Below are 14,607 nucleotides of genomic sequence, written 5' to 3'. Positions count from 1 at the left end.
CAGCCAGGTCTTGATGATGTCCGAACCCCGTCTCTACCAGTCCATTGCCGCCGAAATCGTCGCGCTGATCGAGAAGGGCGAATTCCCGCCGGGCTCGCGGCTGCCTGGCGAACGCGACCTGGCCGAGCGCCTGGGCGTGAGCCGGGTGACCGTGCGCGAGGCGGAAATCGCGCTGGAGGCACAGGGCCTGATCACCATCAAGACCGGCTCGGGGGTGTATGTGAAGGCGCGCCCGGCGCAGGCCCCCGGCGCGTTGCCGGATGTATCCGCCTTCGACCTCACCGCCGCCCGCGCGGTGATCGAGGCCGAAGCGGCGGCCATGGCTGCCAGCCGCATCACCGATGACGAAGTGGAGGCCCTGGCCGGGCTGATCGCGGCCATGGTCGACCCCACCTCGGGCGAGGCGGCGGCCAGCGAGGCCGACCGCCAGTTCCACCTGTCCATCGCGCGGATCGCCGGCAACCCGGTGGTGGAGCACTGCGTGCAGCTGATCTGGCGGATGCGCAACGAGCTGCCGCGGGTGAAGCAGGTCTACGCCAACGTCTGCCACAACGACGACGATACCCGCGACGAAGAACACACCGCCATTCTCGACGCGCTGCGCGCACGCGACCCGGCCGGCGCACGCCTGGCCATGCGCAACCACTTCCAGCGCCTGTTCGAATCCATGCTGGAAGCCACCGAGAACGAAGCCCTGGCCGAAATCCGCCGGCGCACCCAGCAGGACCGCGAACGCTTCATGGCCGCCACCGGGCACTGAGCCCGGCGCGGGCGGGGCGGCTTACTCGCCCTGGTACTGCTTTTCTTCCACCAGCGCAGACCCTGCGATGCGGTTGATCTCGTTCTTCACCTTCACCCGCTCGCCGTTGGTGCCGTAGACGCCACGCGCCAGCTGGATGAACGCATCGTCGAACACCTGCGCCGCTTCCTTGTCGCGCAGCTGGTCCTGGATGTCCCACATGCGCACGTTGATCGCCTTGAGCTGATCCTTGAGCGCGTCCAGCCCGGGCTGGCTGGCCAGCTGCTGCTGCCACAACGGCCACAGGCCATCGAGTTCCTTGCGGACGTTGGCGTTCTTGCCGGCGTCGGCGATGCGTTCGGCCTTGATTTCCAGGATGGTGATCTTGTCGATCAGCTCGCCAATCGACACCGGGGTCAGGATCGCGTCCACGCCATTACTCGCAACAGGTCAGGGGGCCCATGATAGCGCGGGGGTTCCGCCGCATCGTGGATGCAGGATTTACACGGAATTTGCGCCGATCCCCCGGCCGCGCCATGGCGGCTTTACGGCCGCTGCGGGAACACTGCCCACCTCGACGGCGCCGCCGTCCGATGGAGTGCTTACCGTGGTGGTTGAACAGAACAAAGGGCGCCTCGCGCGCCGCTGCAGCGTGCTGCTGCTGGGCCTGATGCTGAGTGGTGCGGCGGCGGCCGCCGTGGAGGGCAACGCGACGCTGACCTCCGATTACGTCTGGCGCGGCAGCTCGCAGAGCGACGGCGACCCGGCCGCGCAGGCCGGCATCAAACTCGGCAGTGAGAGCGGCTGGTATGCCTCGGTGTGGGGGTCGGGGGTGTCGTTCCAGCCGGACAACGGCGCCCGCAGCGAGTTCGACGTGGTGGCCGGGTGGGGTGGGGCATTGGGCGAGGACTGGGCGCTGGACGTCAACCTCACCCGCTATCTCTATCCGTCCAGCAACGTGGACCTGGACTGGACCGAGCTCAACAGCACGCTGACCTGGCAGCAGCGCTACTGGCTGCAGGTCGGCGTCTCCGACGATGCGTTGGCCGGCGGGCACAGCGGCACCTACGCCCAGTTGGGCGCACGCCTGCCGCTGGGCGAGCAGTGGCGCCTGGAAGGCGCGGTGGGGCATTACTGGCTGGCCAGCGCGCAGGGTGACGATTACCTGCATGGCCAGCTGAGCGCAATCTGGAAGGTGCACGGCCCCTGGGAACTGCGCTTGACCGCGCACGACACCGACAACGCCGCCAAGCGCCTGTTCCCCGGCAACGCCGGTTCCCGCGTGGAGTTCGCCGTCCAAACCACCTTCTAACGTAGAGCCGACCGTTGGTCGGCAGCTTCTCGTAGAGCCGACCGTTGGTCGGCTGCTCCACGTAGAGCCGACCGTCGCTCGGCAGCTTCTCGTAGAGCCGACCGTTGGTCGGCTGCTCTTACCCACCGCGCAGATGCAGCCGACCAACGGTCGGCTCTACGGCATCACGTCGCGGCAGCCGACCAGCGGTCGGCGTCATATCGGCAGCCGACCAACGGTCGGCGTTACGACGCCTTCCGCTTCTCCGCGATCACCGCCCACGCCCACACCCCCATCGCCACTACCGCAACACCGGCGCCGGTCAGGCACACCCCGATCCACCCGTAGGCGCCATACACCTGCGCCGACACCAGCGACCCCACCGAACCGCCGATGAAGTACCCGGTCATGTACCCCGCATTGAGCCGGTTGCGCGCCTCCGGGCGCAGCGCGAACACCACGTTCTGATTGCTCACGTGCAGCAGCTGCGCCGCCAGGTCCAGCACCAGCACGCCTACCACCAGCGCCACCAGCGACTGCGTGGAAAAGCCCAGCGGCAGCCACGATGCCGCCAGCAGCACCAGCGCCAGCGTCGTCGCCAGCGCCGCCTTGCCGCGGTCCGCCATTCGTCCCGCCAATCCTGCCGCCAACGTGCCCGCCGCGCCTACCAGCCCGAACAGACCGATCGTCGCGTCGCTGTAGTGGTACGGTGCGCCCGCCAGCAGGAACGCCAGCGGCGTCCAGAACATCGCGAACATCGCAAAGCTCAACGCGCCCAGCAGCGTGCGCAACCGGAACACCGGCTCCTGCGCGAACAGCGTCCCGATCGAGCGCAGCAACGCCCCGTAACCCAGCCCCGCATGCTGATGGAAGCGCGGCAACGTGCGATACAGCACCCACGTCGTCAGCACCAGCGTGCCCGCCGCCATCCAGTACACCCAGCGCCAGTCGCCCAGCGACGACAACGCACCGGCCACCGTCCGCGCCAGCAGGATGCCCAGCAGCAGCCCGCTCATCACCGTGCCGACCACCCGGCCACGCTCTTCCGGCCGCGCCAGCGTCGCCGCGAACGGCACCAGCACCTGCGCCACCACCGAGAACAACCCGGTGATCGCCGTGCCCACCAGCAGCCACGCGAACTGATGGCTCAGCGCGCTCACCACGAGCCCGGAAGCCGACAACAGCGACATCACCACGATCAACCGCCGCCGCTCGAACATGTCGCCCAGCGGCACCAGCAGCACCACGCCCACGCCGTAGCTCAACTGCGCCGCCGTCACCAGCGTGCCCGCGCGCCCGAACGACACCCCGAACTCGCCGGCGATGGTGTGCAGCAGCGGCTGCGCGTAGTAATTGCTGGCCACCGCCACGCCGGTGGCAAAGGCCATCAACAGCACCTGCCAGCGGCTCAAGGGGGTGTGGACATCGGCGGTCATACGGCTTCCAGGTGTCAGGGGGACGCCAGTGTCCGCCTCCCGTCGCGATGATGGAAATGAATAGTTATCATCCAATGCATCTGGAAAATAGATGGTTAATGGAGATGCCGGCGTGAACCTCAAACAGCTCGAGTTCTGCGTGGCCCTGGCCGAGGAGCGCAACTTCACCCGCGCCGCCGCGCGCTGCCACGTCGTGCAGTCCGCGCTCAGCCACCAGATCGCCCACCTCGAAGAAGAACTGCAGGCCACCCTGTTCGAACGCCTGCCGCGGCAGGTACGGGTCACCCCGGCCGGCGAGGTCGTGCTTGCCCACGCGCGCCAGGTACTCGATGCGCTGCGCCACCTGCGCGAAGACGTCGCCGCCGTCGCCGGCCAGGTGCGCGGCACCCTCACCATCGGCCAGATCACCTCGCTCACCGCCGTGGACCTGGTCGCCTGCCTGGCCGCCTTCCACACCCGCTACCCGCAGGTGGAATTCCGCCTGCGCATGGACAAGAGCGAAGTGCTGATGGAAGACGTGCGCGAGCGCCGCGTGGACGTGGCCCTGGTCGGCCTCTCGCCGGGCACCGCCATCGACGGTGCCTGCCATCGCCTGCTCGCCGAAGAATCGATGGTGGCCGTGCTGCCGCCCGCGCACCCGCTGGCCAGCCGCAAGCGGCTGTCGCTGGCCACCCTGGCCGAGCTGCCGCTGGTGGATTTCCAATATGGCAGCGGCGCGCGCCGCCAGACCGACGAGGCCTTCGCCGCTGCCGGGCTACCGCATCGGGTGCCGTTCGAGATCAACCACATGTCGCTCATCGAGCGCTTCGTCCAGCAGGGGCTGGCGGTGGGCATCGTGCCGGTGGCCATCGCCGCCGGTTTCACCAGCGTGGCCTGCGTGGCCATCCAGGATGCACCGGTGCGGCGCGTGCATGCGGTCTGGTCGAAACTGCCCACGCCGGCGGCGCGGGCCTTCATGCAGGAACTGCTGCAGCACGTGGCCCCGCAGGCGGAGCCACGTTCCAGCGTGGAACTCAGGCGCCGCGCACGCGCAGGGTGAGGCCCTTGAGGAAGTTGCGCAGCAGCTGGTCGCCGCAGGCGCGGTAGTTCTTGTGGTCCGGCTGGCGGAACAGCGCCGACAGCTCCGGCTTGGACACCGGGAAACCGGCGTTGTCGAAGATCTCGTGCATGTCCACGTCCTTCAACTGGAACGCCACGCGCAGCTTCTTCAGCACCAGGTTGTTGGTGATGCGCTTTTCCACCGGGCGCAGCGGCTGGCTCTCGTCGCGGCCACGGAAATGCACGATCAGCCCATCCAGGAAGTGCGCCAGGGTGCGGTCATCGCACGGCACGAAGCCTTCCTCGTCTTCCTTGCGCAGCCAACCGGCCACGTCGGCCTTGTCGATCACGAAGGCCGGGTCGGCCAGGGCACAGGTGTCGGCGATCATGCCGTCGCTGAGGTCGAGCATGTAGCGGATGCTGCGCAGTACATCGTTGTTGATCATGGGACGTCCAATACCGCCGGCGCGGCTGCGCGGCTGGCGGCCATTTTACCCCCTGCCGGTCCCGCCGCCCGCCGCGATCGGCCGCCCTGTCATCTGGCTGCCATGAAAGTGAAGCACAGTGCCGCCATCAGGCATCGACAGGCAGTGGAGCAGGCAATGCGCAGGTGGCAGGCAGTGGCGGGTGTGGGCATGCTGTGGCTGGCCGGAGCGGCCGCCGCCCAGGTGCCGTACGTGGCGATCGAACAGCGCGTGGACCCGCAGGCACTGGCCCAGGTGGGGCTCACCCCGGTCCAGTTGCAAGCCCTCAACCGCCTGCTGCGCGAGGCCGACGCCCGCACCCCGGCCCCGCCCGTGGCCGCCGCCCCGGTCGCCGCGCCCGGCGCGCCCACCCCCGCCCCGATGTTTCCCGGGCTGGACGACGGCCCGATCAAGGCCAGGGTCACCGGCCAGGTGGACGGCTGGGCCCCGGGCACCGTGTTCACCCTCGACAACGGCCAGCAGTGGCAGGTGCTCAAGGGCGAGATGACGCTCAAAGCCAGCCGCAGCAACCCCGAGATCGTGGTCGTGCCAGGCATCGCCGGGCGCTGGTTCCTGCAGGTGGACGAAGACCTGCCCAAGGCCCGCGTCTTCCGCATCCGCTGATCGCAGATCGCATAGAGCCGGGCTCTGCCCGGCTGCCGGAGATCCCCGCGCCCGAACGTAGAGCCGGGCTCTGCCCGGCTGCTCAAGACCTCCGCACCCCACGTAGAGCCGGGCTCTGCCCGGCTGCACGCGAACCGGCAACCCACGCACAGCCGGGCAGAGCCCGGCTCTACGCCATCCCGCCCCGTGCAGCACATTGCCCCCGGCACACACCCCCCGCATCGGTGCGAAAATACCCGTGATTCCCACGGAGTACCCCGATGACCCGTACCGCTCTGATTACTGGCGCCACCTCCGGCTTTGGCGCTGCCGCCGTCCATCGTTTCGCCCAGGCGGGCTGGCGCGTCATCGCCACCGGCCGCCGCGCTGAACGGCTGCAGCCGCTGGTCGACGCCTACGGTCCCGAGCGCGTCCACGCGGCCGTCTTCGACGTGCGCGACAGCGCCGCCATGGAGGCCGCGCTGGCCGCCCTGCCGGCCGACTTCGCCGCCATCGACCTGCTGGTCAACAACGCCGGCCTCGCCCAGGGCACCGCCCCGGCGCAGAGCGCCTCGCTTGAAGACTGGCGCACCATGATCGACACCAACGTCACCGCGCTGGTCACCCTCACCCACCGCCTGCTGCCGCAGCTGGTGGCGCGCAAGGGCGCCATCATCAACATCAGCTCGGTCGCCGGCGTGTACCCGTACCCGGGCGGCAACGCGTATGGCGGCACCAAGGCCTTCGTCAGCCAGTTCTCGCTCGGCCTGCGCGCCGACCTGCACGGCACCGGCGTGCGCGTCACCACCATCGAGCCGGGCATGGCCGAGACCGAGTTCACCCTGGTGCGCACCCACGGCAACAAGGCCGCCTCGGACACCCTCTACACCGGCGCCAACCCGATGACCGCCGAGGACATCGCCGAGCAGATCTTCTGGGTGGCCAACCTGCCGGCGCACCTCAACATCAACCGCCTCGAGCTGATGCCGGTGAGCCAGTCGTTCGCCGGTTTCCAGGTCGCGCGCGACTGATCCAAGCGGATCGCCCCGGTGGGGCCGGCCGCTGGCCGGCGCCCCGCCACGCGAACAAACCGGAAGAGCCGACCGTTGGTCGGCTGCTCTTGGCTCCGGGGCGCGGCATCCCGGTAGAGCCGAGCCATGCTCGGCTGCTCTTGGCGCATACCGCGCGGCCCATGCCCCCCCGCTGACGGCAGCCGACCAACGGTCGGCTCTACCTCAGGCGGCCGTCCACACCGCCAACTCATACCCATCCGGATCGCGGAAATGAAACCGCCGCCCGCCGGGAAAATCGAACGCCGCCCGGCAGATGTCCGCCCCGGCCGCTTCCACCCGCTGCTGCGTGGCCACCAGGTCATCGGCATACAGAATCACCAACGGCCCACCCGCGCGCACCGGCTCGTCCGTGGTGAACCCACCGTGCAGCCGGCCATCGTCGAACTCGGTATAGCCCGGGCCGTAATCGGTGAACGACCAGCCGAACACCGCCCCATAGAACGCCTTGCTGCGGGCGATATCGGCCACGTTGAATTCGATGTTGTCGATGCGGCGGTCATTGCTGTGTGCTGTGCTCATCGCTGTGCTCGGGGTGAAAGGAAGCCCCAGCATCGCGCCCTGGGCCGCGTCCGTCTTGGACAAAACGGCCAGTCAGCTCCGCCACTGCGCGCACAACTGCGCCGCCCCGATCCCCGCCAACGCCCGTACCTCGCGGCTCAGGTGCGACTGGTCGGCATAGCCCACGTCCGCCGCCAACCCCGCCAGCCCATCCCCCGGTCGCGCCCGGGCCATCGCCAGCAACCGCTGCAGCCGCAGAATCCGCTCCAGCATCTTCGGCCCGTAACCAAACTGCGCATGGCACAACCGGCGCAGGCTGCGCGTGCTCATCTGTAGTGCCGTAGACACACCCGCCAGATCCCCATGCCCCGCACGCACCTGGGCAAACACCTGCGCCGCCGCGGCATCGGCAACGCCATTGCCAGCCACCCCGGCCAGCTCCCGCGCGAACACCTGCTGCCGCACCTCGGCATCGCCCACCGCGTTCAACCGCGCCGCCATCCGCCGCGCCCGCACGCCCAGCACGGCGTCGAGTTCCACCGCCGTCCCCACGATCTCCGACAGCGGCAACCCCAGCCACGCCCGCGCCGCACCCGGCTGAAACCGCGCGCCCAACACCTGCGCACCGGGCGTCAACTGCGGGTGCGCCGCCACCACATCCGGCCCCACCACAAACAGCCGTCCATCGCGCCAGAGGATGTCCACGCAACCATCGGGCAGCACCGCCACCTCACCGCTGTGGCCCATCGGCAGATCGCTGCGCCACAGCTGCCCGAAGCAGCCGCGCAGCGCAGCCGGCGGCGCCCATTCGCGGTAGCGAGCGGTAGCGCCGGCAACGCCGGGAAGTTCAGCAGGATCAGGGCGGGAAGACATGCGCGGACGATAGCGGATCAATCCAGAGAAACAATCTTGATCACACCCTTCGTGGACGACCCATCGCCAAAGAGAACTGAAGCGCCGCTTTGCAGTGCCTCGATTGCACCGTCGTGATTGAGGAACGAGATGGTGCAGGTCACCGTGGCCCCAGGTTCAATCACCGGCATGGCTGGATCGTTCAGGACGAAGCCGTACCACATGGGTTCGACGCCAAAGGCGTATGCCATGGGCCGCGCCGTGGATGCATTCAGCGCCATGACCGTGCGCCCGCATGAATCAACGGCGTCAAGGCAGAGTTCAACGCGAACCGGTCTCAGGGCTGGATAAGGCTCGACCATTTCGGCACCGCCTCTGTTCGACATGGGCAGAGGCGCAGATGCACCCCGTCGCGCACGATAGCGCAACCGTAAACCAGGTAGAGCCGAGCCATGCTCGGCTGCTACCGGACGCGCGTTGATTCCCCGGAGGTGGTAGAGCCGAGCCATGCTCGGCTGCTCTTCACGTCCCAAAAAAAACGCCGGGCAAGCCCGGCGTCCTAAAAAAACCTGCAGCGCCACTTACTGCGCCTTGATCGCCATCGCCTGAAGCCCCGTCCCATCCAGCTTCTGCTTGGCCTCCGCCAGCTCGCCCGCGCTGCCATACGGCCCCATGCGCACGCGGTACACCGTCTTGCCGTTGATCTGCGCCGATTCCACCCGCGCCGCCAAACCGATCATCGCCAGCTTGGCCTTGGTCGCCTCGGCATCGCCAGACGCGCCAAACGCGCCTGCCTGCAGGATGTAACGCACGTTGCTGGCCGCCGGCTCAGCCGCCGCCGCAGGCGTCGCCGCTGCAGTAGCCGCCGGCTTCGGTGCAGCCGGCGCAGCCGCTGCGGTCTGCGCCGGCGTGGCCGTGGCAGCGGTAGCCGCCGCCGGGCGCTCCGCCACCGGGGCGGGCAGCGGCGCTGTGCTTACCGTTGCCGGCGAGGTGGTCGCCGCCGTGCTGGTCGGCGCAGGTGCCGGTGCCGGCGGCAACGGACGGCCTTCCAACGCCGCCTGCGCGCGCTGCGCCTCGGCCTTGGCGCGGCGCTGGTCCTCGGCACGCGCGCTGGCCGCCAGCTCCGCATCGGACATTTCCACTTCCTTGCCGGGCAGCAGGGTGTAGAAGTCGTACTGCGTGGCCGGCTTGGCCGGTTCGGCAGGCTTGGCCGCCGCGCCCGGCTTGGGCAGTTCGGTGCCCACGTCGGTATCGGCGTCGCTCACCGGGGCCGGCTGGGCGTTCGGGTTGGGCTGCGGGCCAACCCGCAGGAAGCCGTCACCGTCGTTCTTGAACAGGTTCGGTGCCGCCAAAAACACCACGGCCGCAATCGCCACACCCGCAACCAGCCACACCCATCCCGGTGTGCCCTGGCTGCTGTTGCGCCGTGCCTGGCTCTTGCCGCGTCGTGCTGCCATTTACTGCTTCTCCACTGCTTACATTTTTTCCGGGGCGGAAACGCCCAGGACGTTCAGACCATTGGCCAGCACCTGGCGCGCCGCGCACGCCAGCGTGAGCTTGGCGTTGCGTTCGGCGTCGTCAGCCACCAGCACCTGCGTGCCGTGATACCACGTGTGGAAGGCGTGCGCCAATTCACGCAGGTACTGCGCGATCAGGTGCGGTTCCAGCGCGATACCGGCCGCTTCCACCACTTCCGGGAAGCGCGACATTTCCACCATCAGCCACAGCGAGGCGTCATCGCCCAGCGAGGCCATGCCGGCCAGGCCTTCGCCCGGCGTGTAGCTCAGGCCCTTCTCCTGCGCCTGGCGCAGCAGGCTGCACACCCGGGCGTGCGCATACTGCACGTAGAACACCGGGTTGTCGTTGCTCTGCGCGCGGGCCAGGTCGATATCGAAGGTCAGCTGCGAATCGGGCTTGCGCGCGATCAGGAACCAGCGGGTCGCATCGCGACCGGCTTCTTCGATCAGGTCGCGCAGGGTCAGGTAGCTGCCGGCCCGCTTGGACAGCTTCACTTCCTCGCCGCCGCGCATCACCGTCACCATCTGGTGCAGCACGTACTCCGGCCAGCCCTTGGGGATGCCCACATCCAGCGCCTGCAGGCCGGCGCGCACGCGCGCCAGGGAGCCGTGGTGGTCCGCGCCCAGCTCGGTGATGGCGCGCTCATAGCCGCGCTGCCACTTGCTGAGGTGATAGGCCACGTCCGGCAGGAAGTAGGTGTAGGTGCCGTCGGACTTGCGCATCACGCGGTCCTTGTCGTCACCGAAGTCGGTCGAGCGCAGCCAAAGCGCGCCGCCGTCCTCATAGGTGTGGCCGGCCGCCTGCAGCTGGGCGACGGTCTCTTCCACCTTGCCGTCCTTGTACAGCGAGCTTTCCAGGAAGTAGATGTCGAAATCCACCCCGAACGCGGCCAGGTCCTGGTTCTGCTCGTTGCGCAGGTAGGCCACCGCGAAGCGACGGATCGCATCGAGGTTGTCCGGGTCGCGCTCGCCCACCACCGCGTGGCCTTCCAGCTCCACCGTGGCGCCGGCGAGGTAGGCGTTGGCCACGTCCTGGATGTAATCGCCGCGGTAGCCCGCTTCCGGCCAGCCGGCGTCATCGGGCTTGAGCCCCTTGGCGCGCGCCTGGGTGGACAGGGCCAGGTTTTCGATCTGCACGCCGGCGTCGTTGTAGTAGAACTCGCGCTTGGCGTTCCAGCCGTTCACATCCAGCAGGCGCGCCAGGCAGTCGCCGATGGCGGCGGCGCGGCCATGGCCCACGTGGAGCGGGCCGGTCGGGTTGGCCGACACGTACTCCACGCCCACGGTACGGCCGTTGCCGCTCAGGTTGCGGCCGTAATCGGCGCCTTCCTTGAGCACGCTGGCCGCTTCGCGCTGGTAGGCGCTGGGGGCGAGGTGGAAATTGATGAAGCCCGGGCCGGCGATCTCAACGCGCAGCACGTCATTGCTCTTGGGCAGCGCGTCCAGCAGCGCCTGGGCCAGGGCGCGCGGGTTGCTGCGCGCCGGCTTGGCCAGCAGCATCGCGGCATTGGTGGCGAAATCGCCGTGCTCACGGGTCTTCGGGCGTTCGACCACGAATTCCGGGGTCAGGGTATCGGCCGGCAGAGTGCCGTTGGCGCGCAAGGCTTCGATGCCTTGGCTGATCAGGGCGCGGAGGAGATTTTTCACAAGGCCTGCTTTGGGACTGGAGCGGCGGAATCGGCAATTTTAGCCTAGATGGCGGGCCGATCCATTGAACGGGGTTGGGGCAGGGGGCTTTGGGGGGCCGTTGGGGCAGGTTTGGGGGCTTCGGACAGGGGGCGTTTGGGCTGACTGGGGCGTTCAGCCCCGGAAGGACAGGGAGGGTTCGAGCCAGCCTCGTTCAGCCATGGAGACGGGGGTGCCTTCGCCTACTACTACGTGGTCGAGGAGGCGGACGCCGACCAGCGGCAAAGCCTTTTCCAGATGGCGGGTGATGTCCCGGTCGGCGGCGGACGGCTCGGCGCTGCCAGAAGGGTGGTTGTGACCAATGATCACCGCTGCCGCGTTGTGGAACAGGGCGCGGCGTGCCACTTCGCGCGGGTAGACCGCCGCCGCATCGATCGTACCGTTGAATAGTTCCTCAAAAGCCAGCATGTGGTTGCGGGTGTTCAAGAACATGACGGCGAAGACCTCATGAGGGCGCCCTCGCAACTTCTGCTTGAAATAGCGCATAGCAGCCCTAGGCTCCAGCATGCTCTCGCCTCGGTCCAGCTCTGCCTGTAGGTGACGGTCGGCTAGTTCAAGTGCCGCTACTAGCTTGCAAGCCCTTGCCGGGCCGAGTCCTGGAAGCTTCGTCAGCTTTGATGCGCTCATATCAAGCAAAAGGCGCAGTGAGCCTTTGGCCTTCAATAGCAGGCGCGCATTCTCCATCACGTCCATCCCCTTGCAGCCGGTGCCTAGAAACAACGCTAGCAGCTCGGCATCCGAAAGCGCTGCCGGGCCACGCGCCAGTAGTTTTTCGCGCGGTTGCTCATTTCTGGGCCAGTCCTTGATTGTCATACTTATCAGGTTGCGCACTTGCGCCACTGGCTGCTATCGGGATCTGCCCAACTCAGCAGTAGGAGTATTGAGCCAATTTCGGACGAGGGCTGCGCACCGAGCGCAGCCCTCCCCAGTCAAAGATCTTCTAACCAACCATCTCTGCAATTTTCTCAAGCGCTGCCTTGGTACATGCCGAGAAGGGCTGCGTTTCTGCAACTTCACGCCTAGCCTTATCAAGAATCGCATCTCGGACATCCGGAGGCTTTCCAAAGGCAGAAATGATCAGGTTCCGCAAAAACTCAAGGCGCTCTTGACGCCTCTGTACTAAGGCCGTCCGGTTAAGGTCTAGTCTGATCTCCGAAAGCATAGCCCGATCATTGTCTGGCTTTGCCCAGATAACGGGCCCACAAAAGACGAAAGCGTTCGCCGGGTTGTCTACATAAGGGTCTATGAGTTCGTGTTCGGCCTTATTGGTGTTGCAGATGTCACACGCCACAGTCAGATTCTGCCAGTTGAATCGTAGCTCGGGATTGGCGCGCTTTGGCAGGATGTGCTCAACATCGCCATATGTTACATGTCGAAAAGCGCTTTCACAGTAAGCGCATTTTTCCGAAGTTTCGAGTAATAGTGCAGATTTGATGTCAGGGTGTGAATAGCGAGAGAGTAGGTAATCTGTGGGGTTAACCCCGTCGGCGATCAATTTAAGCAGTTCATTTGTCCACCTTGCGCCATTTCGCTCTAGAATATCTGGCATGGGATGCTTTGAAAGTGAGATCATTAGTTTCTCCTTTCAAAGATCGCATTTATCGCGGCTGGCAACTCGGTACCCAAGCCTAGCGCGTCGAGTTCGGCGCTCAGCTGGTCTACCTGCGACCCATTAAATTCATGGTCGCGGTATCGCTGAATGATATTCTGAAGCTCGCGAGACGCCCATAGCGGCACTGTCGAATCTAAGCCAAGAACATCTCGTAAAATGTCATTAGCGCTACCTGCTTTGTTTGCTTGATCAAGAGTTGTCGAGTGAATGCTCCTCGCTGGAGCAATACCCCGGTCAGCGCCGTCTTGTTCGCCCTCCTTGTAAGAGAGCACGACGACATGTGATTCCTTTACGGAAGTTACAATGAAGGGACTGTGGGTGGCCACCACAAATTGAACAAGCGGAAACGCTTCCATAAGACTGGGAAGGAGGGCTCTCTGCATGGACGGGTGCAGATGGTTCTCTGGCTCGTCGATCACTGTCGTGAAGCTAGCTGAATCAAATGAAAATGTATAGATCTGCCATGCTAGGTCGATCAATGCGCTAACGCCGCCAGAAACTGCATCGAGAAGAAATTCTCCGCTTTTGGTGACAAGTACTACATCGGGTGTGCGAATTGCAATAGTTTCAAAGCCGAGACTTCCAGGCAGAACCTTTCTGAGGATCTCAATGAAGCCGAGATATGCTTTCAGTAGTTCCGGCTTACCGCTCACATAAGAGTTTCCTTCGCCAAAAGTAGCCATCGATATCAGTGCTTCTTTCATGCGGAAAAGTGGCGATAGCGAGCTGTGTCCTCCATGCCATCGAGCAAATAGCTCGTTTTGATACATTCCGTATGCTTGCTGTGCTGATATTCCTTGCGTTGGAATAGAGCCGATAGCTTGGTAAGCGGAAAGTATACGATGCGAGGGGATGTAAAGTCCTCTCACTTGTTGCTGATTGGAAATGCTCGCGTTGTATTGGATCTCGCTGATTGGTGGAGTGGTTATACTTGCTTCAAAGCCATTACTGTAGAAAATTTTTCCAATTTCTGAATGTGAGTTATCTTTTCTTGACAGCCAGTTTAATAATCCTTTAATGGCTCCGGTGATGTATGTGATTGTCCCATCCCTATCCTTCCGCGGAGACGCAAGGAGGGGCCGGGACCAGCCGAAATGTTGAGTTAGAAAGCTGAGAATGGTTGTTTTGCCGGCTCCGTTCGCTCCCGTTATTACCGTGAGTCTCGGGTGAATAGGGACGGTGACAGATTCGAACTGCCTCCATTTGGCAATTTGGAGTTTCGTGAATTTGTTTTCTTCCATTCGTTCCTTCCTTGTGAGATGGAGCTTATTGTTTGAACAGGATAGAGAGTGCTTCTGCCGAGGTAGAGCTAAATGAGCCTCGCAGAAGCGAAGGCGCCGATTTTGCAGAGCAGGTGCCGAGTAGCATCAGGCGATTCACGTGAGGCCGTGGCGTGCAGAAGTGTTGGGGCGGGGAAAGGACTTGACCTGAGTGTCGCTAGCGCTAACTTCGCGCCTCCGTGTTGCGAAACTATGCTGCATTTCTACAAAGCTCAGGTCGTTGCTCGGCATCTGGGTTGCACCGCAGAGTGGCCTCCGCTGCTGAGTTCCTTAGCGTGATGCAAAGCCATTCAAACCGAGCCTCGGTGCACAGCTTTCGCGTACAGAGAAGTCTTTATTACTCGTCGACCCATTAAAGTAACCCCTTTATAGCGACCAGAACCCCTCCAGTACCTTACGCGCGACGAAGGGGGGAGGCCAACCTGGCAGACACGGGCGGCGTGCTTTTACATGCCCCTCATGACCAAAAACACCCCCCTCATGCCCCTGAGGCATGAGCCACCCACACCCCATCAGGT

The 14,607-nt window shown here is 65.1% G+C and carries 16 protein-coding genes; 5 read left to right on the top strand and 11 right to left on the bottom strand.

Annotated elements, in window-relative coordinates; all coding sequences use genetic code 11:
• Nucleotides 1-16: 16 nt before the first annotated feature.
• On the top strand, nucleotides 17-760 hold the full coding sequence (locus AC06FD_RS10885; protein WP_259206582.1) for a FadR/GntR family transcriptional regulator: 744 nt from the start codon (nucleotides 17-19) through the stop codon (nucleotides 758-760).
• A 21-nt stretch (nucleotides 761-781) separates the two neighbouring features.
• On the opposite strand, the gene AC06FD_RS10880 is transcribed toward AC06FD_RS10885, so the two are convergent.
• Nucleotides 782-1,171: a DUF6165 family protein gene (locus AC06FD_RS10880; RefSeq protein ID WP_259206581.1), complete on the bottom strand. Its 390-nt coding sequence runs from the start codon at nucleotides 1,169-1,171 to the stop codon at nucleotides 782-784.
• Between the two features lie 238 nt (nucleotides 1,172-1,409).
• Here AC06FD_RS10880 and AC06FD_RS10875 point away from each other — a divergent pair, with 238 nt between their 5' ends.
• A complete protein-coding gene (locus tag AC06FD_RS10875) occupies nucleotides 1,410-2,051 on the top strand; it encodes a TorF family putative porin (RefSeq protein WP_478048602.1) in 642 nt (213 codons plus the stop codon).
• A 224-nt stretch (nucleotides 2,052-2,275) separates the two neighbouring features.
• Here AC06FD_RS10875 and AC06FD_RS10870 read toward each other — a convergent pair whose 3' ends face one another.
• Complete coding sequence (locus AC06FD_RS10870) at nucleotides 2,276-3,466, bottom strand: MFS transporter (RefSeq protein WP_394162976.1); 1,191 nt, start codon at nucleotides 3,464-3,466, stop codon at nucleotides 2,276-2,278.
• 112 nt (nucleotides 3,467-3,578) lie between these two features.
• Between AC06FD_RS10870 and AC06FD_RS10865 the strand changes: the two genes are divergently transcribed.
• Nucleotides 3,579-4,505, top strand: a complete 927-nt coding sequence (locus tag AC06FD_RS10865; RefSeq protein WP_394162978.1) for a LysR substrate-binding domain-containing protein — start codon at nucleotides 3,579-3,581, stop codon at nucleotides 4,503-4,505.
• Here the strand turns inward: AC06FD_RS10865 and AC06FD_RS10860 are convergent.
• A complete protein-coding gene (locus AC06FD_RS10860) occupies nucleotides 4,480-4,950 on the bottom strand; it encodes a YehS family protein (RefSeq protein WP_394162980.1) in 471 nt (156 codons plus the stop codon). The genes AC06FD_RS10865 and AC06FD_RS10860 overlap by 26 nt on opposite strands.
• Nucleotides 4,951-5,106: 156 nt before the next feature.
• On the opposite strand from AC06FD_RS10860, the gene AC06FD_RS10855 reads away from it, so the two are divergent.
• Both AC06FD_RS10855 and AC06FD_RS10850 read left to right on the top strand, forming a co-directional pair.
• The gene (locus tag AC06FD_RS10855) at nucleotides 5,107-5,592 is read left to right on the top strand and encodes a hypothetical protein (RefSeq protein WP_478077796.1); all 486 of its coding nucleotides are present in this window, start codon (nucleotides 5,107-5,109) and stop codon (nucleotides 5,590-5,592) included.
• 260 nt (nucleotides 5,593-5,852) lie between these two features.
• Nucleotides 5,853-6,602: an SDR family NAD(P)-dependent oxidoreductase gene (locus AC06FD_RS10850; RefSeq protein ID WP_449335531.1), complete on the top strand. Its 750-nt coding sequence runs from the start codon at nucleotides 5,853-5,855 to the stop codon at nucleotides 6,600-6,602.
• A gap of 204 nt (nucleotides 6,603-6,806) precedes the next feature.
• Here the strand turns inward: AC06FD_RS10850 and AC06FD_RS10845 are convergent, their stop codons facing one another.
• From AC06FD_RS10845 to AC06FD_RS10810, 8 genes are all read right to left on the bottom strand, one after another.
• Nucleotides 6,807-7,163: a VOC family protein gene (locus AC06FD_RS10845; RefSeq protein WP_478077795.1), complete on the bottom strand. Its 357-nt coding sequence runs from the start codon at nucleotides 7,161-7,163 to the stop codon at nucleotides 6,807-6,809.
• 72 nt (nucleotides 7,164-7,235) lie between these two features.
• A complete protein-coding gene (locus AC06FD_RS10840) occupies nucleotides 7,236-8,036 on the bottom strand; it encodes a DUF6597 domain-containing transcriptional factor (RefSeq protein WP_478077794.1) in 801 nt (266 codons plus the stop codon).
• The gene (locus tag AC06FD_RS10835; protein ID WP_478077793.1) at nucleotides 8,033-8,356 is read right to left on the bottom strand and encodes a hypothetical protein; all 324 of its coding nucleotides are present in this window, start codon (nucleotides 8,354-8,356) and stop codon (nucleotides 8,033-8,035) included. Before AC06FD_RS10835 ends, AC06FD_RS10840 begins: the two co-directional genes overlap by 4 nt.
• Nucleotides 8,357-8,575: 219 nt before the next feature.
• Nucleotides 8,576-9,451, bottom strand: a complete 876-nt coding sequence (locus AC06FD_RS10830) for an SPOR domain-containing protein (RefSeq protein WP_478077792.1) — start codon at nucleotides 9,449-9,451, stop codon at nucleotides 8,576-8,578.
• An 18-nt stretch (nucleotides 9,452-9,469) separates the two neighbouring features.
• The gene (gene argS / locus AC06FD_RS10825) at nucleotides 9,470-11,158 is read right to left on the bottom strand and encodes an arginine--tRNA ligase (protein WP_259206568.1); all 1,689 of its coding nucleotides are present in this window, start codon (nucleotides 11,156-11,158) and stop codon (nucleotides 9,470-9,472) included.
• A gap of 153 nt (nucleotides 11,159-11,311) precedes the next feature.
• Entirely contained in the window at nucleotides 11,312-12,010 is a 699-nt protein-coding gene (gene radC, locus AC06FD_RS10820; RefSeq protein WP_478077791.1) for a RadC family protein, read from the bottom strand.
• 127 nt (nucleotides 12,011-12,137) lie between these two features.
• The gene (locus AC06FD_RS10815) at nucleotides 12,138-12,770 is read right to left on the bottom strand and encodes an HNH endonuclease (RefSeq protein WP_478077790.1); all 633 of its coding nucleotides are present in this window, start codon (nucleotides 12,768-12,770) and stop codon (nucleotides 12,138-12,140) included.
• A complete protein-coding gene (locus AC06FD_RS10810; RefSeq protein WP_478077789.1) occupies nucleotides 12,770-14,050 on the bottom strand; it encodes an AAA family ATPase in 1,281 nt (426 codons plus the stop codon). Before AC06FD_RS10810 ends, AC06FD_RS10815 begins: the two co-directional genes overlap by 1 nt.
• Between the last annotated feature and the right edge of the window lie 557 nt (nucleotides 14,051-14,607).

The organism is Stenotrophomonas sp. Steno-Z1 (assembly GCF_056393175.1).
The sequence above is the reverse complement of the archived record's forward strand: the minus strand, read 5'-3'. Positions and strand labels throughout refer to the sequence as shown.

Coding starts and splice junctions, on each gene's coding strand:
- AC06FD_RS10885 (WP_259206582.1), top strand. CDS start 17: ATGTCCGAACCCCGTCTCTACCAGTCCATTGCCGCCGAAATCGTCGCG.
- AC06FD_RS10875 (WP_478048602.1), top strand. CDS start 1,410: ATGCTGAGTGGTGCGGCGGCGGCCGCCGTGGAGGGCAACGCGACGCTG.
- AC06FD_RS10870 (WP_394162976.1), bottom strand. CDS start 3,466: ATGACCGCCGATGTCCACACCCCCTTGAGCCGCTGGCAGGTGCTGTTG.
- AC06FD_RS10860 (WP_394162980.1), bottom strand. CDS start 4,950: ATGATCAACAACGATGTACTGCGCAGCATCCGCTACATGCTCGACCTC.
- AC06FD_RS10855 (WP_478077796.1), top strand. CDS start 5,107: ATGCGCAGGTGGCAGGCAGTGGCGGGTGTGGGCATGCTGTGGCTGGCC.
- AC06FD_RS10850 (WP_449335531.1), top strand. CDS start 5,853: ATGACCCGTACCGCTCTGATTACTGGCGCCACCTCCGGCTTTGGCGCT.
- AC06FD_RS10845 (WP_478077795.1), bottom strand. CDS start 7,163: ATGAGCACAGCACACAGCAATGACCGCCGCATCGACAACATCGAATTC.
- AC06FD_RS10835 (WP_478077793.1), bottom strand. CDS start 8,356: ATGGTCGAGCCTTATCCAGCCCTGAGACCGGTTCGCGTTGAACTCTGC.
- AC06FD_RS10830 (WP_478077792.1), bottom strand. CDS start 9,451: ATGGCAGCACGACGCGGCAAGAGCCAGGCACGGCGCAACAGCAGCCAG.
- radC (WP_478077791.1), bottom strand. CDS start 12,010: ATGACAATCAAGGACTGGCCCAGAAATGAGCAACCGCGCGAAAAACTA.
- AC06FD_RS10815 (WP_478077790.1), bottom strand. CDS start 12,770: ATGATCTCACTTTCAAAGCATCCCATGCCAGATATTCTAGAGCGAAAT.
- AC06FD_RS10810 (WP_478077789.1), bottom strand. CDS start 14,050: ATGGAAGAAAACAAATTCACGAAACTCCAAATTGCCAAATGGAGGCAG.